The 19,740-nt window shown below is 70.9% G+C and carries 17 protein-coding genes; 9 read left to right on the top strand and 8 right to left on the bottom strand.

The genetic code is table 11. The features are described from left to right. Positions 1-71: 71 nt before the first annotated feature. Positions 72-638 carry a redox-sensitive transcriptional activator SoxR gene (gene soxR / locus ACF088_RS21655; RefSeq protein WP_392377411.1) on the bottom strand — a complete coding sequence of 189 codons (567 nt, stop codon included), beginning with the start codon at positions 636-638 and terminating at the stop codon, positions 72-74. Positions 639-859: 221 nt separating this feature from the next. Here soxR and ACF088_RS21650 point away from each other — a divergent pair, with 221 nt between their 5' ends. Next, positions 860-1,321, top strand: a complete 462-nt coding sequence (locus tag ACF088_RS21650) for a MaoC family dehydratase (protein ID WP_392377410.1) — start codon at positions 860-862, stop codon at positions 1,319-1,321. A 433-nt stretch (positions 1,322-1,754) separates the two neighbouring features. Here the strand turns inward: ACF088_RS21650 and ACF088_RS21645 are convergent, their stop codons facing one another. Beyond that, positions 1,755-2,384, bottom strand: coding sequence for a TetR/AcrR family transcriptional regulator (locus tag ACF088_RS21645; protein WP_392377409.1), 630 nt, complete (start codon positions 2,382-2,384; stop codon positions 1,755-1,757). A gap of 188 nt (positions 2,385-2,572) precedes the next feature. Next, positions 2,573-3,724, bottom strand: coding sequence for an acyl-CoA dehydrogenase family protein (locus tag ACF088_RS21640; RefSeq protein ID WP_392377596.1), 1,152 nt, complete (start codon positions 3,722-3,724; stop codon positions 2,573-2,575). A 161-nt stretch (positions 3,725-3,885) separates the two neighbouring features. Here ACF088_RS21640 and ACF088_RS21635 point away from each other — a divergent pair, with 161 nt between their 5' ends. Both ACF088_RS21635 and ACF088_RS21630 read left to right on the top strand, forming a co-directional pair. Further along, a complete protein-coding gene (locus ACF088_RS21635) occupies positions 3,886-4,533 on the top strand; it encodes a TetR/AcrR family transcriptional regulator (protein ID WP_392377408.1) in 648 nt (215 codons plus the stop codon). Positions 4,534-4,696: 163 nt separating this feature from the next. Next, complete coding sequence (locus ACF088_RS21630) at positions 4,697-5,434, top strand: hypothetical protein (RefSeq protein ID WP_392377407.1); 738 nt, start codon at positions 4,697-4,699, stop codon at positions 5,432-5,434. A 331-nt stretch (positions 5,435-5,765) separates the two neighbouring features. Here ACF088_RS21630 and ACF088_RS21625 read toward each other — a convergent pair whose 3' ends face one another. Further along, a complete protein-coding gene (locus tag ACF088_RS21625; RefSeq protein WP_392377406.1) occupies positions 5,766-6,308 on the bottom strand; it encodes a helix-turn-helix domain-containing protein in 543 nt (180 codons plus the stop codon). Positions 6,309-6,383: 75 nt separating this feature from the next. Here ACF088_RS21625 and ACF088_RS21620 point away from each other — a divergent pair, with 75 nt between their 5' ends. Beyond that, positions 6,384-7,319 (top strand): alpha/beta fold hydrolase, encoded by a 936-nt coding sequence (locus tag ACF088_RS21620; protein WP_392377405.1) that lies wholly within the window; start codon positions 6,384-6,386, stop codon positions 7,317-7,319. Between the two features lie 67 nt (positions 7,320-7,386). On the opposite strand, the gene ACF088_RS21615 is transcribed toward ACF088_RS21620, so the two are convergent. Together ACF088_RS21615 and ACF088_RS21610 are read right to left on the bottom strand one after the other, a co-directional pair. Continuing rightward, positions 7,387-8,469: a Zn-dependent alcohol dehydrogenase gene (locus ACF088_RS21615; RefSeq protein ID WP_392377404.1), complete on the bottom strand. Its 1,083-nt coding sequence runs from the start codon at positions 8,467-8,469 to the stop codon at positions 7,387-7,389. Positions 8,470-8,615: 146 nt separating this feature from the next. Beyond that, positions 8,616-10,010 (bottom strand): aldehyde dehydrogenase family protein, encoded by a 1,395-nt coding sequence (locus ACF088_RS21610; protein WP_392377403.1) that lies wholly within the window; start codon positions 10,008-10,010, stop codon positions 8,616-8,618. A gap of 420 nt (positions 10,011-10,430) precedes the next feature. Here ACF088_RS21610 and ACF088_RS21605 point away from each other — a divergent pair, with 420 nt between their 5' ends. From ACF088_RS21605 to ACF088_RS21595, 3 genes are all read left to right on the top strand, one after another. Further along, positions 10,431-10,730 (top strand): trypco2 family protein, encoded by a 300-nt coding sequence (locus ACF088_RS21605; RefSeq protein ID WP_392377402.1) that lies wholly within the window; start codon positions 10,431-10,433, stop codon positions 10,728-10,730. Continuing rightward, entirely contained in the window at positions 10,727-13,597 is a 2,871-nt protein-coding gene (locus ACF088_RS21600; protein ID WP_392377401.1) for an NACHT domain-containing protein, read from the top strand. The genes ACF088_RS21605 and ACF088_RS21600 overlap by 4 nt, the downstream gene beginning before the upstream one ends. Positions 13,598-13,766: 169 nt before the next feature. Beyond that, positions 13,767-14,597 (top strand): DUF6801 domain-containing protein, encoded by an 831-nt coding sequence (locus tag ACF088_RS21595; RefSeq protein ID WP_392377400.1) that lies wholly within the window; start codon positions 13,767-13,769, stop codon positions 14,595-14,597. Positions 14,598-14,735: 138 nt separating this feature from the next. On the opposite strand, the gene ACF088_RS21590 is transcribed toward ACF088_RS21595, so the two are convergent. Together ACF088_RS21590 and ACF088_RS21585 are read right to left on the bottom strand one after the other, a co-directional pair. After that, entirely contained in the window at positions 14,736-16,217 is a 1,482-nt protein-coding gene (locus ACF088_RS21590; RefSeq protein WP_392377399.1) for a CitMHS family transporter, read from the bottom strand. Positions 16,218-16,531: 314 nt separating this feature from the next. Continuing rightward, on the bottom strand, positions 16,532-17,200 hold the full coding sequence (locus ACF088_RS21585) for a TetR family transcriptional regulator (RefSeq protein ID WP_392377398.1): 669 nt from the start codon (positions 17,198-17,200) through the stop codon (positions 16,532-16,534). 229 nt (positions 17,201-17,429) lie between these two features. Between ACF088_RS21585 and hmgA the strand changes: the two genes are divergently transcribed. Continuing rightward, entirely contained in the window at positions 17,430-18,788 is a 1,359-nt protein-coding gene (gene hmgA / locus ACF088_RS21580; RefSeq protein WP_392377397.1) for a homogentisate 1,2-dioxygenase, read from the top strand. Between the two features lie 16 nt (positions 18,789-18,804). Continuing rightward, positions 18,805-19,569: a GntR family transcriptional regulator gene (locus tag ACF088_RS21575; protein ID WP_392377396.1), complete on the top strand. Its 765-nt coding sequence runs from the start codon at positions 18,805-18,807 to the stop codon at positions 19,567-19,569. Positions 19,570-19,740: the final 171 nt, after the last annotated feature.

Raw genomic sequence — 19,740 nt, 5'->3', positions numbered from 1 at the left:
CGCGTGACAGGGCAGGCGCGTCCGCGCTGTGGGGCGGGCGCACCCGTACCAAGGGGCGGGCGCACCCGCGCTCACGGCTCGTCCGTACAGCACCCTTGCTCGTCCCGCTCGCCGGACCGAACCCGCGTAGGCCGCTGCTCGCCGCCCGCGCGCTGCTGCGCCCCCTCCGGGTCCTCGACGCTCCGGTCGACCCGCAGCCGTCGCGCGCCGGGCCCCTGCTCACCGAGGCTGTCGTACGGGTTGGACAGCGCGCAGGTCTCCAGTGAGAGGCAGCCACAGCCGATGCAGTCCGACAACCGGTCGCGCAGCTCGACGAGTTGACCGATCCGCTCGTCCAGCTCGGCACGCCAGACCGCGGAGAGCCGGGCCCAGTCGGCGCGGTTGGGCGTGCGTTCGTCGGGCAGCTCGGCCAGTGCGTCACGGATCACCGCAAGCGGGATCCCCACCCGCTGCGCCGCCCGCACGAACGCCACCCGGCGCAGCGCGTCACGGGTGTAGCGACGCTGGTTGCCCGCCGTCCGGGTGCTGCTGATCAGCCCCTTGGACTCGTAGAAGTGCAGCGCGGAGACCGCGGCGCCGCTGCGCGCGGAAAGCTGGCCGACGGTGAGCTCGTGAACCTTGTACGGAAGCTGGGGCACGGTTCAACCCTAGGCGACCCTTGGGGTGCCTTCCCGGTCTCCGCGAGCCTGCGGCATCCGGCACCGCCGGCCTTGCCCACCAAGACCGGGGAGACCCCCTGTCCTCCGGGGCTCGCCGGACCGTTGACATCGGGCACCCGCACTCAGCATGCTGAGCAAGCGCTTAGTAAGCGTCGGCCGGTGCACCACGGCGGCGGATGGATCCCGAGAGGCGGACGAAAATGGCACAGCCCCGAGTGTTCGGATCGCTCGACGAACTGCGCGACGCAGTCGGTGCGGAGCTGGGCACCAGCGACTGGCTGGAGATCGACCAGAAGCGGATCGACCTGTTCGCGGAGGCCACCGGCGATCACCAGTGGATCCATGTGGACCAGGAGAAGGCCGCGAGCGGCCCCTTCGGCACCACCATCGCGCACGGCTACCTGACGCTGTCGCTGCTGCCCGCCTTCGTACCGCAGCTGATGCGGGTCGACAACGTGAAGATGGGCATCAACTACGGCACCAACAAGGTCCGTTTCCCCGCCACCGTCCCGGTCGGCTCACGGCTGCGCGCCACCGCCAGGATCGCGGAGGTGACCGAGGTGCCCGGCGGCGTCCAGCTCGCCACGGTCGTGACCATCGAGCGCGAGGGCGGCGACAAGCCGGTCTGTGTCGCGGAGTCGGTCAGCCGCTTCTACCTGTAGCCGGGCGCCGGGGCGCGGCGTCGGGCGCGCGCACCCGTCGCGGGGCCTGACGCGGCGGGGCCGCCCGCCGGGAAGATGCCCTGACCGCGCGCCGACCACGGCGGCGAAGCGCCACGACGGGTGGAGCGGAAGGCTGGAGAACGCGGAGGACTATCCGGCCGGCGAGAAGCGCGACGTGGTCGAGTCCTGGATCGGCAGCGGGCTGCGCTTCCGGGAGACCGGTGTCGGGGCGACCTTGTGGTCCATTTGGTGGTTATGCATGGGAGTGGGGATCTTGGCGATGGGCGCCTCCACCTCCCGGAAATGGGCGAAGAGCTTCAAGAAGCAAGGGGTGCCGTCGGCCGAGAGGCGCTGATGCCCGGGGAAGACCGGCAAAAGCCGCTCACCGGGGCATGCCGGCAGGGGTTGCACGTCAAACCGGCTACCACGCGCTTCAGGCGACCGGCGCACCCACCATGCGCAGTACGAGGTCGGCGTAGAGGGTGCCGACCTCGTCGGGCGTCCGCGGGCCCCGGGCCGTGAACCAGCGGGCGACGTCCACGCACAGCGACAGCACCGCGAGGGTGGTGCCCGGCACGTCGTCGGCCTGGAACTCCCCACTGTCCGCACCGTCCTGGATGATCTGCCGCAGCACCCGGTCCGTACGGCGCCGCAGACCGGTGATCTCGGTGTAGTGCTCGGGGCTCAGCGCCTGGAGCTCGTACTGGATGACCCGGGCGGTGGTGTGGTGCTCGGCATGCCAGCAGGCGAAGGTCCGCACGGCGTCGCGAAGGCGCTCGGCGGCACTGCCCTCGGCCTCGGCGGCGGCCTCCATGATGCGCAGCGCCTTCTCGTGGCCGATGCCGCTGATGCGGTACAGCAGCTCTTCCTTGGTCTTGTAGTGGATGTAGAGGGCGGCCGGGCTCATACCGGCGCGGCCGGCGATGTCACGGGTGGTGGTGGCGTGGTAGCCACGCTCGGCGAAGGCCTCGACGGCGGCGCTGACCAGGCGCCGCGCGGCGTCCGGGGTCACCCCGGCCCACTCCTGGTTCTCCTCTTCGGCCCGCTTCGCCGCCGCACCCATCGCGTACCCCGCTCCTCGATCCGCCAGGGACCCTCCTCTGACGGATCGAACACCATATCGCGCCGCTGAGCAAGCGCTTAGGGTCTGACGGCAGGCAGCCGGGACGCCCGCGAACCGACCGGTCAGCGCCCGCGGACGGACCGGCGAGCACCCGTGGACGGACCGGCGAGCACCCGCGGGCACACCGGTCAGAAGGCGGAGACCCCGGTCAGCGCACGGCCGATGACCAGTTTCTGTATCTGGCTGGTGCCCTCGTACAGGGTCATCACCCGGGCGTCCCGCAGCAGCTTGCCGACCGGGTACTCGTCGATGTAGCCGTAGCCGCCGAAGACCTGGAGGGCGTTGTTGGCAGCCCGCACCGCGGCCTCGGAGGCGAACAGCTTGGCCTTCGACGCGGCGGTGACGAACGGCTCGCCGCGCTCGATCAGATCGGCCACCCGCCAGGTCAGCAGGCGCGCGGCGTCGACGTCCACGGCGATATCGCTGATCAGCTCCTGCACCAGCTGGTGCCGGGCGAGGGGCTTGCCGAACTGCTCGCGCTCGCCCGCGTAGCCGAGGGCGGCGTCCAGGGCGGCCTGGGCGATGCCCACACAGCCGGCGGCCACCGACATCCGGCCCTTGGCCAGCGCGGACATCGCAACCGAGAACCCCTTGCCCTCGGGACCGAGCATGGCGGCGGCCGGGACCCGTACGCCCTTCAGGACCAGTTCCGCGGTGGCCTGGCCGCGCAGCCCCAGCTTGCCGTGGATCTCCCGGCGCTCCAGGCCGGGGCTGTCCGCCGGGACGAGGAAGGCGCTGATGCCCTGATGCCCCGGAGCGCCGCCGGTGCGGGCGAAGAGCAGCACGACATCGGCCCAGGTGCCGTTGGTGATGAACATCTTGGTGCCGTCGATGACGTACGAGTCCCCGTCGCGGACCGCCCGGGTGGCGAGGTTCGCGGCGTCGGAGCCGGTACCCGGCTCGGTCAGACCGAAGCAGCCGACCGCCTCTCCGGAGGTGAGCCGCGGCAGCCACGTCCGCTTCTGCTCCTCGTCGCCCCAGGAGGCGAGAGTCTTGGCCACCAGCCCCAGGGAGACCGAGACGATGCCGCGCACCGAGGAGTCGGCGCGGCCCAACTCCTCGGTGACCAGGACATAGGAGAGGTGGTCGCCGCCGGAGCCGCCGTACTCCTCGGGGACGGTGAGCCCGAGGAAGCCGAGGCCGCCCAGCTTCGTCACGATGCTCCGGTCGACCTGCTCCGCACGGTCCCAGGCGGTGGCGTACGGGGTGATCTCGCGGTCCGCGAAGTCCTTGGCGAGCTGCCGTACCGCGGCCTGCTCCGCGCTGAGCTCCAGGTTCATCTCGGACCCCTTATGGAAGAGAACGTAGACGAGTACGTAGACAAGTAAGTGGACGAGCACGTGGACGAGCACGTGGACGAGCACGTGGACGAGAACATGAACAACAACACCAATTAATTAGCACTGCTAGTTTTTGGTGGGCAGCCCCTACTATGTGGGTCATGGCCCGACCCCGCAAGCCCCTGCTGAGCCGCGAGCGCATCGTCTCCACGGCGCTGGCACTCATCGACTCCGAGGGGCTGCCGGCGCTCTCCACCCGGCGCCTGGCGGCGGAGCTGGGCGTGAGCGGGCCGTCCCTCTACAACCACTTCACGACCAAGGACGAGATCCTCGACGCGGTGGCCGACACGGTCATCGCGCAGGTCGACGTGTCGGGCTTCGGGACGGGCGCGGACTGGCGCGCCGGGCTGCTCGCCTGGGCCCGCTCCTACCGCGCGGCACTCTCCGCACATCCGCAGATCGTGCCGTTCCTCGCCCAAGGACCCGGCCGCCGCCCCGCCGGACTGAAGATGGCCGATGCGGCGTTCGGCGGGATGGTCGAGGCGGGATGGCCGCCCGCCCAGGCCACCAGGGTCTGCGCGATGGTCCGTTACTTCGTGGCGGGCTCCGCGCTGGGCTCGTTCGCCCGCGGCTTCGTGGACGACCCGAGCGCCTACGACCCCGCCGACTACCCGCACCTTGGCCAGGCCCACCTCCTGGCGGAGCATCAGCGCCAGGTCGACGAGGGCGCCTTCGAGACCGGGCTGCAGGCACTGGTGGACGGCCTGGCGCTGCAGCATCCGGAACTCCTGCCGCCGAACGGCCGCTGAGCGCGCGGCCCGGCTCCCGGCGCACGACCGCCGCCGCGCGGGCCGGGGCGCGCCTCCCATCACCCCGGCCCGCGACTCCTGCCCTCTGCTGACCGCTGACTGCTGACTGCTGACTGCTGACTGCTGCGGAGGGTGTCAGCGGTGCGCCGTAGGCTCCTCGATCATGAGCGAGAACCGACTGGGTGCCCTGCTGAGGGCCGGATTCACCGACCGGCTGGGAGAGCGGGACAAGAAGCTGCTGGCGCGCCGCGCCCTGCTCAAGGCCGCCGGCGAGAAGCCGCCGTTCCACCTCCCGACCTGTTGGTGGTACGTGGTGCCCGGTGCGTACCACGAGGGCTTGTTCGCGGCACTGGACCTCCATGACCGGGTCCCGGTCACCTTCCGTGAGGGGCTCGACGTGGCCGACCTGCCGGCCCGGCCGACCGCCGACCCCGTCTTCGTCACCCCGGAAATCGACGGCTGGCGCCTGATATGCGGCAACCTCGACAGTGTCATCGGCCGGGGCTGGGACGACATGACGGGGGCCCTGGAGCGACTGAGCGCCCACTGCGGCGAGGCCCAGATGTTCTATGAAGACTTCGCGGGCGGAGCGGATATCTGGGCGGTCGCCGAAGCCGGCCGCATCCGGCGCCGGTACGCGCTGGAGAGCAATCCCGAATGGGTGGGCGAGCCCCTGCCGTGGGAAACGCGGGCCGTGGACGACGAGGACTTCGACCCGGAGTTCGACGAGACCGAGCCCCACGAGGGCACAGCCGGCGCCATGGAAGCGTGCGAGTACTTGTCCGTGCATCCGGGCCCGGTGGACGCCGACGCCGAGATACACGGCCACGGCTGGCTGGCCATGAGCGCCCCGGACGTGGGCCACCAAGGACTGGAAGAACTGGCGCGAACGCAGCCGTAGTTCTACGGCGCCGTAGACCCGTTGTGCAGATACCGGGGCGTCCCCTGCGCCAGAGCATCGACGGCCGCCGCAAAGCGAGGCCGCAAGCGCCCCCTCTTCGCCGAGTGGGGACGGTGTCGAAGCCTTTGGCCGCAAAGGGCGCGTCGGTCGCACGGTCGGAGTCGTCACCGCAGTCCGCCCGAGGCCGGCGGATGAGGGGGTGACGCCGCCGCCGCGCGCCGTCTCGCCGGCAGCGGTCGTCCTACTGGCCAGTCCCTCTGGCCAGTCCTGCTGATCAGTCCCGCCGGTCAGTCCCGCTGGTCAGTCCCGCTGGTCAGTCCAGTCCCGCTGGTCAGTCCTGCTGCGGTCGCTCCCCCATCGGGAACACGATCGGGCTCAGCATGTGAAGGCTGCGATCCGCCGCGGGTGCGTTGCCCATCCTGGATGCGAGGACACTGCGCAACTCGCCGATGAGATCGGCGAGTTCGTCCTGGTCGAGCCAGAGCGGAATCTGCAGGTAGCCCACCGAGTCGGCGGTCGGGTCTGCATGATCCCGGTCCAGGTAGGCGTTGAATTCGGCGTGCAGGGCGGCCAGGGCAGCCGTGAACCCGTGACGGTGGTCTTCCAGTGACATCGACGCGGCCGCTTCCGCGTCGATCGTCGCCCGCTCGCGGCGCAGGCGGTAGCGACGTTCGACGGCGCCGTGCACCCGCTGTTCGCCGACGACTTCCAGCACTCCCGCCCCGGCCAGCAGGCCGACGTGCCGGTACAGCGTGGTTTTGGGGACGTCGGGCAGACTCGCGCACAGGTCGGAGGTGGTGCGCGTGCGCCCGCCGGACATGGCGTGCACGATGCGCACCCGCACCGGATGCAGGAGGAGATCAAGCGTGTCCACCACCCCACAATCCCACATCTGGTACCTTTCCCAAAACTGGGAATGCAGCCCCCCACCGACATGAGGGAGTCAGCGATGGAAGAGCGACCGTCCGAGGTGTGCCCCGACACGACAACCGAGGCAGCGCCGCCCCTGGGGCGGTACTACGAGGTGGGGGGCCGACGGTTACTGGTGCACCGGTCGGGCAGCGGGAGCCCGTCGGTGGTGTTCCTGCCCGGGGCCGGCACGGCCGGGCTGGACTACTGGAACGTCCAGTCGCGGGCCGCTGAGCTCACCACGAGCGTGGTCTACGACCGGGCCGGAACGGGGTGGAGCGACCGGGTCGAACTGCCGCGCACCTCCGTCGAGGTGACCGACGAGCTGCGCCGGCTGCTGCGCACCGCCGGTGTGCCCGCCCCCTATCTGCTGGTCGGCCACTCCCTCGGCGGCCTCTACGCGCGCCACTATGCGACGCGTTTCCCGGACGAAGTCTCCGGCCTGCTCCTGCTGGACCCGGCGCACGAGGACTACAACGCCTACATGCCCCGGCAACTGGTCGACCAGTGGGAGTCATGGGACCCCGACCAGGCGATGCCCGACGAGCTGCCCGACGAACTCGTCCAGCTCTACCGCGACCTGTTCGCACAGGAGCTGACCGACTGGCCGGAGGAGGTCCGCGAGCCGCTCATCGAACGCCGCGTCAGCCCGGAATGGCTGCGGGTCGGTATCCAGGAAGTGAAGAACATCGATCAGCTCTACGACGAGATGCGTCACGCGGGACCGATGCCCGACGTGCCGTTGATCGTCCTCACTGCCACGGACATCGATGCCTTCAAGAAGGCCGTGTCCGCAGGCGAATCCGAGTCGCTCCTCCGCGAGGAGATCGACGGCAAGCGTCGGCTCTACACCGCGCTGGCCAAATCGGTCCCACGCGGCGAGAACCGCCTCATCGAGGGCGCCGGGCACGTCACCATCCACTGGCGCCGCCCCGATGCCGTGCTGCAGGCGATCCGGGACCTGCTCGACAGATGACGGCCGAAAGCCAACACCCTGTCCGGCCGGCTGGATCTTGCAGGTCGGGCTGCCCCGGGGGCCGGTTTTAGAACACCACCAACGCCCGCCCGCCCTTGCCTGCCAGCATGGCGTCGAAGGCGGCCGGAATGTCGTCCAGACCGATCCGGTCGGTGACCAGTGCGGACAGGTCGAGCGCGCCGGAGCGGACATGTTCCGCGAGGACGGGGAGGTCGCGGGCGGGGTCGCTGTTGCCGTAGACGCAGCCGGAGAGCGTCCGGCCGAAGTAGAAGAGCTCCAGGGCGGAGAAGGTCACCTGCTGGTCCTGCCCGCCGATGCCGACGACGGTCGTACGGCCGCCGCGGCGGGTCGCCGACCAGGCCGTACGGATGGTGTCGGCGCGGCCCACGCACTCCACGGCGACATCGGCGCCCACGCCCGAGGTGAGCTTGCGGATGCGCTTGGCGGTGTCGTCACCGGCCACCACGTACTCGGTGGCGCCGGCCGCGCGGGCCAGCTCCTCCTTCTCCGGCGAGACATCCACGGCCACGATCTGCCCGGCGCCCGCGATCCGCGCCGCCTGCAGCGTGGCCAGGCCCACGCCGCCGACGCCGAAGACCGCGACCGACTCCCCGGCTCGTACCCGGGCGTTGTGGTGCACGGCGCCCCAGCCGGTGAGCACCGCGCAGCCGAGCAGCGCCGCGTCGGCGAGCGGCACCCCGTCGGGCAGCGGCAGCGCGGCCCGCGCGGGCACCACGGTCTCCTCGGCGAACGCGGCGGTGCCGAGGCCGGGGTAGAGGTCGGTGGCGTCGGCGGCGAGCGTGGCGTACGGAGCGTCCGCGGCGAGGCCGGAGCGGGCGCACAGCCAGGGCTCGGCCAGCCCGCAGAAGTGGCAGTCGCCGCAGGACGGCGCCCAGTTGAGGACGACCTGGTCGCCGGGGGCCACCGTGGTCACCTCGGGGCCCACCGCGGTGACGGTGCCCGCGCCCTCGTGGCCGAGGACGGCCGGGGCCGGCTGGCGCAGGGTGCCGTTGGAGAGGGACAGGTCGGAGTGGCAGACGCCGGCGGCGGCGAGCCGGATACGGACCTGTCCTGGGCCGGGCTCGGGCAGGTTGATCTCGGTGACCCGCAAGGGGGCGTTGACGGCGGACAGTACGGCGGCGCGGACCACGGAAGGACGCTCCTCGGTGGGGAGTCGGAGTACGGAGTGCGGGGCTGGCGGGGGTGGTAGGGGTGGTGGGGCCGGCGAGGAAGGGCGAGCAGCGCGGCGGGGTGCGGCATCGGCCGGGCCCCGCCCCGCCGGGCCCCGCCCCCGGATCAGAACTGCAGCGACTTGGTCTGCAGGTATTCGGTCAGTCCGTGCGGGCCCAGCTCGCGGCCGACGCCCGACTGCTTGTAACCGCCGAACGGGGCAAGGGGGTTGAACCGGCCCCCGTTGATGTCGACCTGCCCGGTGTCCAGACGGCGGGCGAAGGCGACCGCCTCGGCGTCGTCGCCCGCCCAGACCGCGCCGGCCAGCCCGTAGACGGTGTCATTGGCGATCCGGGCGGCGTCGTCCTCGTCCTCGTACTTCAGGATCGACAGGACCGGGCCGAAGATCTCCTCCTGGGCGATGGTCATCTCCGGGGTGACATCGGCGAAGACCGTCGGTGTGATGTAGTAGCCCGTCCCGGCGGGCGCCTGTGGACCGCCCGCCACGACCCGTGCGCCCTCGGCGATGCCCTGCTCGATGTAGCCGCGCACCCGGTCCCGCTGCTTGGCGCTGACCAGCGGGCCGACCCTCTCCCCCGGGACGTACTTGGCGGCCGCCGCCGTCGCCAGCTCGACGGCCTCGGCGTACCGGTCCTGGTGGACCAGCATCCGGGTCCAGGCGCTGCAGGTCTGGCCGGAGTTGGCCATGACATTGGCGACGCCCACCGCGACCGCCCTGGGCAGATCGGCGCTGGGCAGGATGACATTGGCGGACTTGCCGCCCAGCTCCAGCGCCACCCGCTTGACCGCGGCGCCCGCGAGGGCACCGATCCGCTTGCCGACGGCCGTCGAGCCGGTGAAGGAGACCAGGTCGACCCCCTCGTGCTCGGCGAGCGCCTGCCCGGCGACCGGGCCGAGTCCGGTGACGAGGTTGAAGACGCCGGCGGGTATCCGGGCCGCATCGACACACTCGGCGAAGAGCTGGGCGACCAGCGGGGTGTCCTCGGCGGGTTTGAGCACCACCGTGCAGCCGGCCGCGAGCGCCGGGGCGACCTTGGCGACGACCTGGTGCAGGGGGTAGTTCCAGGGGGTGATCGCACCCACCACTCCCACCGGTTCGTGCAGCACGGTGGAGTTGCCGATCTTCTCCTCGAAGGAGTACGTGCCGGCCAGTTCGGCGTACGAGCCGCAGACCGCGAGCGGCAGCCCGGCGTGCACCGTCGTGCTGAGGGCGGGCGGCGAGCCGAGTTCGGCGGTGACGGTCTCGGCGATCTCCTCGGCGCGCGCGGCGAGTTGGTCGCGCAGCGCGGCCAGCCGGGCCGCGCGCTCCCGGGGCGGGGTGGCGGCCCAGCCCGGCAGGGCCGCGCGGGCGGCGCGGACCGCGGCGTCCACGTCCTGTGCCGAGCCGGCCGGGACGGTGGCGAAGACCTGCCCGTCGGCCGGGTTGACGACCTCGATCGTGCCGCTGCCCTCGGCGGGCCGCCAGCTTCCGTCGATGTACATCGCGTCGTGCTGCTTCACGTCGTGGTCCTCCCGGGCGGGCTGCTGGTCGTCCACCCCAAACTAGCGCCGGTAGTTTTGCGCCGCCAGGTAGCCCGTCACCCGATGGGGTGATGCTCGCCACGAGCCTGGATGCCCCTTTCGAAGGGATTCAGAGGCCCTTACGTTGGTCAACGGCTCGGTCTCGGTTCGGTCGTCGGCTCGGTCACGGGCTCGGTCATGGGCTGGGTCATGGGCTCGGTCATGGGCAGGCCGTGCCCGCATGACGGGCCGGCCGGTGGGTCGTGGTGCCGGACCCGCCGGTACCGGGCTCGCCCGCGCACGCGCGTGGTCGGCGAGCGCCTCGCAGTCGGCCGGCCGCGAGCCCCGAACACGCCACCCGGCACCGCATCGCGGGTCTAGAGTCCTGGGTGACCGACGGGCTCGGTGAAGGGGTGTGAAGTGATCGAGTTAGCCACCGTGATCAGGGATCTGCGGGAGGAGCTGGAGCAGGCCGTCGTCGCGGCGGAGGGTGAGCGGCTGCGCTTCGAGTTGGGGACCATCGAGCTGGAGGTGTCGGTCGCTCTGGAGCGAACCGGGAACGCGGGGGCGAAGGTACGGTTCTGGGTGGTGGAGTCCGGTGCGAACGCGGCGGTGAACGCCACCCGGACCCAGCGCATCACACTGGCACTGAAGCCGACCCTCACCGGGTCGGGCCACTCGCCGCTCGTCTCCGGAACCGCCGTTACGCACGAGCAATGAATACCGCAGACAGCAGGGCGTCCGGGCCGGACGGCCTCGACCCACAGCGAACGGTCCAGGTCGTCACCACACGGCACGCGGGCGCGGGGCGGCGCGGGTCGGGCTACCGGGTGAACGGGGATGCGGTGCTCACCGCCGCGCATGTGGTGAGTGACGCAGTGTCGGTGCAGCTGCGTTTTCTCACCGAGGACGGTGGCGTTACGGAGTTACCCGGCGAGCCCGTCTGGGCGGACTCCGCCTCGGATATCGCGGTGCTCAAGATCGTGGGCGATACGGGCGTCGGCGGACTGCGCGACGTCGAGGTCCCGCCGGTGCGGTTCGCCCGCATCACGCAGCCCGTGGAGTGCGAAGTTCTGGGATTCCCGAGGTTCAGGCTGCGCCCCGATGCCGCGTCACCGGACCGTGAAGCTGCCACCTGGTACCGGGATTCACACCACGCGCGCGGTACGACCACACCGTGGGGCTGGCTGCGCACACGCAAGCTGGAGATCTCCGTGAGTCCTCCGGAGTACGACTCCGAGCCGGGCCGTTCCCCGTGGGAGGGGATGTCGGGGGCCGCGGTGTGGAGCGGCGGGTATGCGATCGGGGTGGTCAGCGAACATCACCGGGCCGACGGGCTCGGGAGGCTCGTGGCAAGCAACGTGGAACGCTGGTATCACCTCTCTCCGGACCGGATCAGCGAACTCAACGATCTGATCGGCGTGCCGCCCCTTGCCGACGAGCTCACACAGCTCCCGCCTCCGTCGCCCGTGCCGCCGGATGTGCCGGAGCCTAACGACGCGCCGCAGGTGCAGGAGTCGGCCAAGAGGCTCGCCCGCGAGGTGGACACGCAATGGCGTCGCGAGGAGCAGCAGCGGCGGGTGCACGACCCGTTCCCGCTCGCCGTGCGCTTCCGGTGCACCCCTGCCCGGGAGCTGTTCGATCACTGGGAGAGCATCCGTGAGGCCCCGCCCGGAACGGCCTCGGGGCCCCTTCCGCTGGACGGCCGGCTCGACCGGATCGCGGAGGTCTACGGGTCCATCCCGTCCCGTCGGCTGGTGGTCCTGGGCGAGGCCGGCTCGGGCAAGTCGGTCCTGACCCTGCGCTTCGTCCTCAACTGGCTGGGCGCCCGCACCCCCGGCGACGCCGTACCGGTGATCTTCGGCCTCAGTTCGTGGAACCCGACCACCACCTCGCTGCGGGACTGGATGTGCAGCCAACTGGTGCGCGACTACCCCTTCCTCGCAGCACCGGCCGAGCACGGAGGGAATCTGGCCGGCGCCCTGGTCGACGCGCGCAAGATCCTGCCCGTTCTCGACGGGTTCGACGAGATCGCAGGCGGCCTGCACGGTGCGGCGCTGCGAGTGCTCGACCGGACCGTCACGCCGCTGCTGCTCACCAGCCGCCCCAAGGAATACCGCGAGGCCGTCGCGGAACCCGACGTGCTCAGGGCCGCCGCAGTCATTGAGCTGGAGGGCCTCACCGTAGACGACTACGCCGACTACCTGCACCGCTCCAGCCGACCGGTCGCAGCGGGTGGCACGCAGCGCACCGCGTGGGGACCGGTCCTGGACCAGCTGCGCGAACAGCCGCGCAGCCCGGGTGCGGTGAACCTCGCCGCGGTGCTCACCACCCCGCTGATGGTCGCCCTGGCCCGCACCGTCTACAGCGATGCCCCCCGGCGCAGCCCCTCGGAACTCCTGGACACCACCGCGTTCGCGTCCCCCGAAGCCCTGCGCGGCCATCTCCTGGCGGCGTTCCTCCCCGCCGTCTACGACCCCTCACCGACCGGCCGCCGTACGGGCCACCGCCGTCATTGGCACCCCGACCGAGCCGAGCGCTGGCTCGGCTACCTCGCCACGCACCTGAATGAACTCGGCACGCCCAACCTCGCCTGGTGGGAACTGGGCACGACGATGCGCCGTTCGTCACGCATGCTCGTGGTCGGGCTCGTGGCCGCACTGGCCTTCGGCGTGACGACCGGGATCGGGAACCTGCCCGTGGACTTGGTCGGGACGTCGCGCGATCTCCCGTTCGCGATCGAGCGAGGGATCCTGGTCGGGCTCCTGCACGGGCTCATCGCCGGGCTGGCCTTCGGCTTCGCCTACGGGTTGATGTCCGGGGCCGCGCCGGTCAAGCCGTCGCACGTACGCATACAGATCTTCGGCGGGAGCAGGGAGAGGGGCGCCAAGTCCGTCTCCAGATTCCTGCTGGGGCTCGGGGTCGGGGTCCCGTTCGCGCTGGTGCTGGAGTTCATGGACAGGTGTGTGGTCGGGCCGCTCGGGTTCGACGACGGACTCAGTGGCGGGCTCATGGGCGCGATCCTGTTTCCGCTGGAAGTAGGGCTCGGGACCGGGGTCGTGCTCGGCATCATGGCCTGGATTGAAGCTCCCATGGACATCAAATCCGTGGTCAGCGCCGCGGATCTGTTGACCACGAACCGCAAGAATGTGATCTTCCATATGCTCGTGTGGATGCTCGTGATCGGGCTCCCGGCGGGGATCGGTTTCGCACTCACGTCCGGGCCTGAAATCGGGTTCGCGTCCAGGCCTGTCCGCGGGCTCCTGGCCGGGCTGGTGTTCGGGATTGAGGCGGCTTTCGGGGGCGGGCTCGGGTATGGGCTGAGTTTCACCGCTTGGGGCCAGTGGGTGGCTCTGTCGCGTATGTGGTTGCCGCTGACCGGGCGGCTGCCCTGGGCAGTGATCGCTTTTCTGGACGACGCTCACCAGCGAGGTGTGTTGCGCCGGGCCGGCGCGGTCTACCAATTCCGCCACGCTCGGCTCCAAGCCCACCTGGCCGATGCCTTCCAGATGCAGCACTCCTCCCACCGATCGAGTGCGCCGGACACGGCAGACCCGGAACCGTCCGCGACCGGAACAGCGTCTTGAATACGGGGATACCCGGAAGCTCCATGGATACCCGACAGTCACATACCGATGCACAACACAGTGGAACAACTCACGGGGGTGGCATATGAATTCCAGGTACAAGAGGGAAAGGTCGAGGGTGAGGATCACTCTTGCGGTGGGGACGGCATTAGGAGCCGCCGTCGGAGTCGTGGGAGTTTCCGGCGCCGGAACCGCGGCCGCACAACCGGTTTCGCACACGCTGCAATACACCTGCAAGGTTCCGAAGATCGGCAACCAGCCCTTCACGGCGAAGATCGGCGCGGATATCCCGGATTCCGTCGCGGTCGGCGAGAACAGCCGGAAATTCGCCATCAATGCGAGGACGACGGTGGGCGCGGACCTCACACCGTGGCTCCACAGGTTCGACGTGAAGACCGTTGAGGGCACCGTGGACGCGAAGATCGTCGTGGCCGCGCCGCAGGGCGACAGGCGCATCAGCGTGCCCCTCGACATCGCCAAGACCAGGATCCCGGCATCCGGTGCCGTTGACATCAAGGCAGCCGGGGCCGCACCCCCGCTCCCCTTCAGCAAGACGGGCAAGGGGCGGATCGCCGTCGGCGACATCGCCCTGCACGTCGTCGCGAACGGCACGGGCAGGCACACACTCGATCTGCGGTGCACGCCGGCCGGCGGGCGGGAGAAAGTCGTGGGGTCGTTCAAGATCACGGGGAGGGGGACGACGACCGGCTCGGACACCTCCGGTACCTCGGACACCTCCGGCGCCTCGGGCACGAACGCCAAGGGCACGAACGCAAAGGGCACGACGGCCTCGGGCACCATGCCTGGGGCGAACTCCGCCGCGGGGTCGGCTCCGACGAAATCCGGGACCCACGGTACGGCGGCGGGTACCACCGCGACCACCGGCTGGGAGAGCAGGGACCTGCTGCTGCCGGCCGTGGGCGCTCTTTTCGCGGCCTTCGTCGCCTTCGCCTTCGGCCGGCGACTGAAGAACCGCCGCCGCGCCGCCGACGACAGCTGAGGCGGCCGGTCCCAGCGCGAGGGCCCGGTGGGAGACGGCCGGCCTGGCCGTGCTCACCACTCCTTGGGCGAAGGAGAAGGTGAGGACCAGGCGCAGCAGCCAACTCCTGCCGGGCCTCGCGGGGTCGGGGACGGTCAGCTAGAGGATGCCGAAGAGCACACCGGCGCACAGGACCACCAGGGAGGTCAGCGCGGCCCACTTGACGGTGAACTTGGTGTGGTCGCCGAACTCGACCTTGGCCATGCCCACGAGGACGTAGACGGCGGGGACCAACGGGCTGGACATGTGCAGGGCCTGGCCGACGAGGGAGGCACGGGCGATCTCGATGGGGGCCACGCCGTGGGCGGCGCCGGCCTCGGCGAGGATCGGCACGATGCCGAAGTAGAAACCGTCGTTGGACATGAAGTAGGTCAGCGGGATGCTGAGGACGCCGGTGACGATGCCCATGTGCGGGCCGAGCGCGTCGGGGATGCCGCTGACCAGCCAGCGGGCCATGTGCTCGACCATGCCGGTGCCGGTGAGCACGCCGGTGAAGACGGCGGCGGCGAAGACCATTCCCGACACGTTGAGCACGTTCTCGGCGTGCGCGGCGACGCGGGCCTTCTGGTCCTTCATCTGCGGGAAGTTCACGGTCAGGGCGAGGGCCGCGCCGAGGAGGAAGAGGACCGGGATCGGCAGGGCCTGCAGGATCAGCAGGGTGAGCAGCGCGACGGTGAGCGCGGCGTTGAACCAGTAGAGCTTGGGGCGCAGGGTGGCGCGCTGCGGGTCCAGGACCTGGAGGCCGTCGTCGTCGGCATCGGCATCGGCCCGGCCGCCGGAGGCGGTTGCCGCATCGCGGTCGGCGTCGGTCCCGGTGCCGTCCGTGCCGGTGCCCGCGCCGCCGGTGCCTCGCTGCGTACCGCGGCCCGCGCCCCCCGTGCCACCGGCGCCCGCGCCGACCAGGACCTGTTCGGTCTCCTTCTCGTCCGCGGCCTCGGCCACCAGCCGGGTGTCGCCGAGGGTCAGCACGCCGAGCCGCTTGCGCTCGCGCCGGCCGAGGACGTACGCGAGGGCGAAGACCGCGACCAGGCCGACGGCCAGGGCCGGGATCATCGGGACGAAGATGTCACCGGCGTCGAGCTTGAGCGCGGTGGCGGCGCGGGCGGTCGGGCCGCCCCAGGGGAGGGTGTTCATCACGCCGTTGGCCGTGGCGGCGACACCGGTCATGACGACGAGGCTCATCTTCAGCCGCTTGTAGAGCGGGTAGAGCGCCGAGACGGTGATCATGAAGGTGGTGGAGCCGTCGCCGTCGAGCGAGACGATCGCGGCGAGCAGGGCCGTGCCGATCACCACCCGCACCGGATCGGCCTTGCAGAACTTCAGGATGCCGCGGACGACCGGGTCGAAGAGACCGACGTCGATCATCACCCCGAAGTAGATGATGGCGAACATCAGCATCGCGGCCGTGGGGGCCAGGTCGCCGATGCCCTTGAGGACGTAGTCGCCCAGGTGCGCGCCCTGTCCGACCAGGATGCAGAACAGCGCGGGGATGAGCACCAGCGCGGCCATCGGTGACATCTTCTTCATCATGATCAGCGCCAGGAAGGCGGCGATCATGACGAATCCGAGGATTGTCAGCATTAGGGGTACCTCACGTTCGCCCTTGAACATCTGCCGGGGGGTGGCAGTTCAGGCGACGGTAGGTCCCTCCAACTTTTGTTAACAAGGTCTTGACGCGCGAGCAATACGAGCAAAACCCCAGGTCAATACGGATCTCCCCGGACGGGCGTGCGCACAACCGGCAGCCCGCCGCCCACCGGGGCGCCGGGAAGCGGGGCCGTCGGGAAGCGGGGCCGTCGGGAAGCGGGGCCATCGGGAAGCGGGGCCGTCGGCGTCGCCCGGCCGCCCCTCACGCCTCCGCCTCCCCCGCACGCTTCCCCATCACCCCTCCCCCATCACCCCTCCCCCTCCCCCGTACCCGCGCCCGCCCCGTCCAGATAACGCGCCAGGTAGGCCCGGAGCAGTTCCTTGGTCTCCGTGACGATGGCGGGATCGCCGGCCGGGTCCGTGCGGAAGGCGAGCTGGAGCAGCGCATCGGCCGTCTCGACACCGACCAGGAAGGCGGTGCGCAGCCGCTCGTCGGCGGTGTCCAGACCGAGTGGGCCTGCGAGGAGGGCGCGCAGCCGGTCGGCGACCTCGTCATTGGCCTGCCGGGAGGCACGCGGGGCGGGGACGGTGAACTCCACCAGGGCGAAGCCCGGCACGGTCCGCTTCATGGCGAGGTATTCGTCGACCACCACGTCCATCGCGTGGCGCCACGGGAGCGGCCGGCCGGCCGGGGCGGTCAGCCGGGCGGTGATGCGGTCCGCGTAGGCGTCCAGATTGCGTCGGGCGAGGGCCTCGGCCATGGCGCGCTTGTTGGGGAAGAAGCGGTAGACGGAGCCGATCGGGACACCGGCGCGGCCGGCCACGGCCCGGGTGCTCAGCTCGTCGTACCCGGTCTCCTGCAGGACTTCGGCACAGGCATCCAGGATCCTGGCCAGGCGCTGGGCGCTGCGCTGCTGAACGGGTGCACGACGCAGGGAGGCGGGCGGAGGGTCGGGGCGGGGGTTCGGCTGCTGCACCCGTCCATCCTGCCCGCCGTCCGGACGGGCAGAGTGCCCTCGCCGCGATCCGGCCGACCACCGGTCACCGTCCGCCGGTCACCGACCGCCGACCACAGCCATCCTGCCGACCGCGGCGGGCCGGCTGAGCCGCCGCGATCCGGCCGACGCGGCCGGGAGTCTCCGTTGACGACCCCCGACGGCAATCCTAAGGTCTTGCATAGGATTCCTTGAGCGGCGGGAGCACGCGATGGCAGGCACGGGCAACGAGCAGGCGAGGAAGGCGGCCGAGGGGCTGGAGTACACCACCGGCTTCGGCAACGAGCACAGCTCGGAGGCCGTCCCGGGCGCGCTCCCGATAGGCCGCAACTCCCCCCAGCGCGCACCGCTCGGGCTGTATGCCGAGCAGCTCAGCGGGTCCGCTTTCACCGAACCGCGCGGCCATAACCACCGCTCCTGGCTCTACCGCATCCGCCCGTCGGCCACGCATCCGCCGTTCGTCCGCGCCGGGCAGCGCGCCGTCCGCTCGGCGCCGTTCACCGACTGCGTCCCCGACCCCAACCGGCTGCGCTGGAACCCGCTGCCCGAGCCCGCCGGCCCGGCCGACTTCCTGGACGGGCTGTGGACGCTGGGCGGCAACGGCGATGCCACCCAGCGCACGGGCATGGCCGTCCACCTCTATTGCGCCAACACCTCCATGGAGCGGCGGGTGTTCGGCAACGCGGACGGCGAGCTGCTGATCGTGCCGGAACGCGGCGGGCTGCTGCTGCGCACCGAACTCGGCCTGCTGCACGCCGAACCGGGCGAGGTGGCGTTGATCCCGCGCGGCATCCGCTTCCGCGTCGAGCTGCTGGACACCGCGCCCGACGGCGGGCAGAGCCCGACCGCCCGCGGCTATGTCTGCGAGAACTACGGCCGCCCCTTCCAGCTCCCCGACCTGGGCCCGATCGGCGCCAACGGCCTCGCCAACGCCCGCGACTTCCGCGCTCCGGTCGCCGCCTACGAGGACGTCGAGGGCCCCGTTGAGGTGGTCAACAAGTTCTGCGGCAACCTCTGGACGGCCACCTACGACCATTCGCCGCTGGATGTCGTCGCCTGGCACGGCAACCACGTCCCCTACGTCTACGACCTGCGGCGCTTCAATGCCATCGGCTCGATCAGCTACGACCACCCCGACCCGTCGATCTTCACCGTGCTCACCGCCCCCTCCGACACCCCGGGGCTGGCGGGTGTGGACTTCGTGGCCTTCGCACCGCGCTGGCTGGTCGGCGAGGACACCTTCCGGCCGCCGTACTTCCACCGCAATGTGATGACCGAGTACATGGGGCTGATCGAGGGCGCCTACGACGCCAAGACGGCCGGAGAAGGGGGTTTCGTGCCGGGCGGCGGCTCCCTGCACAACATGATGTCGGCGCACGGGCCCGACCGGGAGACCTTCGACCGGGCGAGCACCGCCGAGCTGCGGCCGCAGAAGATCGACGACGGGCTGGCCTTCATGTTCGAGACCCGCTGGCCGCTGACGCTGACCGAACAGGCCCGGGACGCCGGCCATCTGCAGCGCGGCTACGACGACGTATGGCAGGGTCTGCAACGTCATTTCCGCCTGTGACACCGGGGAACGCCTCGTGACCGCCTTCGCTCCCGACTCGCTCGCCCTGAACCGCAAGCTGCCGCTGTGGTACCAGGTCTCGCAGTCGTTGCGCGCCTCCATACTGGGCCGCTCGCCCGAGGCGCCGCTGCGGCTGCCCACCGAGGACGCGCTCGCCGCGCACTACGGCGTGAGCGTGCTGACCATGCGCCAGGCCCTCAAGGAGCTGGAGACGGAGGGCCTGATCAGCCGGCACCGGCGCCGTGGCACCTTCATCGAGCCGAGCGGGCCGGACGGCCGGCGGAATGGAGGTGTGGCGCCGGTGCGGCTGCTGGGCTCCGTGGACGCGATCGTGGCCCAGCAGTCCGGGATGAGCACCGAACTGCTGGAGCACGGCGCCACCCCGGTACCGTCCGAACTGTCCGAGTACTTCCCGGATATGACGGAGGTGGCCGGATTCCGTCGGCTGCGCAGCGACGAGGAGACCGGCGAGCCGACCAACCACGCACACAACTACGTACGCCCCGAGGTCGCCGAGCTGATCGATCCGGCGGATCTGCTGCGCTGGCCGATGACGAAGGTGCTGCGGGACGGGGCGGGCGTACGGATCAGCCGGATCACCGACAGCGTCGAGGCCCGGCTGGCCGACCCGGAGACCGCCCGGCTGCTGCAGGTTCCGCTGCTCAGCCCGATCCTGCACTACACGGGCATCACCTACGACGAGGACGGCCGCCCGGTCGATGTCGCCCGGATCCACTACCGCGGCGACCGCTTCTCTTTCACGGTCACGCTTGAGGCGTGACGCTGCGCTTGGCTGCCTTCCCACGTTTTCGGCTTTCCCGCCGTGGGTGGTTTCTCGCCGTTGCGCCTGGCGGCGGGCCGGGTCCGCTGCGCGGGGCTGTGGGTGCGGTGACGGGCCTCCGGGGCAGGGGTGTGGGACTGCTTCGCTTTACGTCCCACACCCCTGCCCCTC

The sequence above is a fragment of the Streptomyces sp. NPDC015125 genome, from assembly GCF_043080045.1.
Taxonomy (GTDB): domain Bacteria; phylum Actinomycetota; class Actinomycetes; order Streptomycetales; family Streptomycetaceae; genus Streptomyces.
Note: the sequence above shows the minus strand (reverse complement) of the source record. Positions and strands in the feature narration are given on the sequence as shown.

Excerpts from the sequence above, each read along its gene's own strand:
- ACF088_RS21650 (WP_392377410.1), top strand. The coding sequence starts at position 860 with ATGGCACAGCCCCGAGTGTTCGGATCGCTCGACGAACTGCGCGACGCA.
- ACF088_RS21645 (WP_392377409.1), bottom strand. The coding sequence starts at position 2,384 with ATGGGTGCGGCGGCGAAGCGGGCCGAAGAGGAGAACCAGGAGTGGGCC.
- ACF088_RS21640 (WP_392377596.1), bottom strand. The coding sequence starts at position 3,724 with ATGAACCTGGAGCTCAGCGCGGAGCAGGCCGCGGTACGGCAGCTCGCC.
- ACF088_RS21635 (WP_392377408.1), top strand. The coding sequence starts at position 3,886 with ATGGCCCGACCCCGCAAGCCCCTGCTGAGCCGCGAGCGCATCGTCTCC.
- ACF088_RS21630 (WP_392377407.1), top strand. The coding sequence starts at position 4,697 with ATGAGCGAGAACCGACTGGGTGCCCTGCTGAGGGCCGGATTCACCGAC.
- ACF088_RS21620 (WP_392377405.1), top strand. The coding sequence starts at position 6,384 with ATGGAAGAGCGACCGTCCGAGGTGTGCCCCGACACGACAACCGAGGCA.
- ACF088_RS21600 (WP_392377401.1), top strand. The coding sequence starts at position 10,727 with ATGAATACCGCAGACAGCAGGGCGTCCGGGCCGGACGGCCTCGACCCA.
- ACF088_RS21590 (WP_392377399.1), bottom strand. The coding sequence starts at position 16,217 with ATGCTGACAATCCTCGGATTCGTCATGATCGCCGCCTTCCTGGCGCTG.
- hmgA (WP_392377397.1), top strand. The coding sequence starts at position 17,430 with ATGGCAGGCACGGGCAACGAGCAGGCGAGGAAGGCGGCCGAGGGGCTG.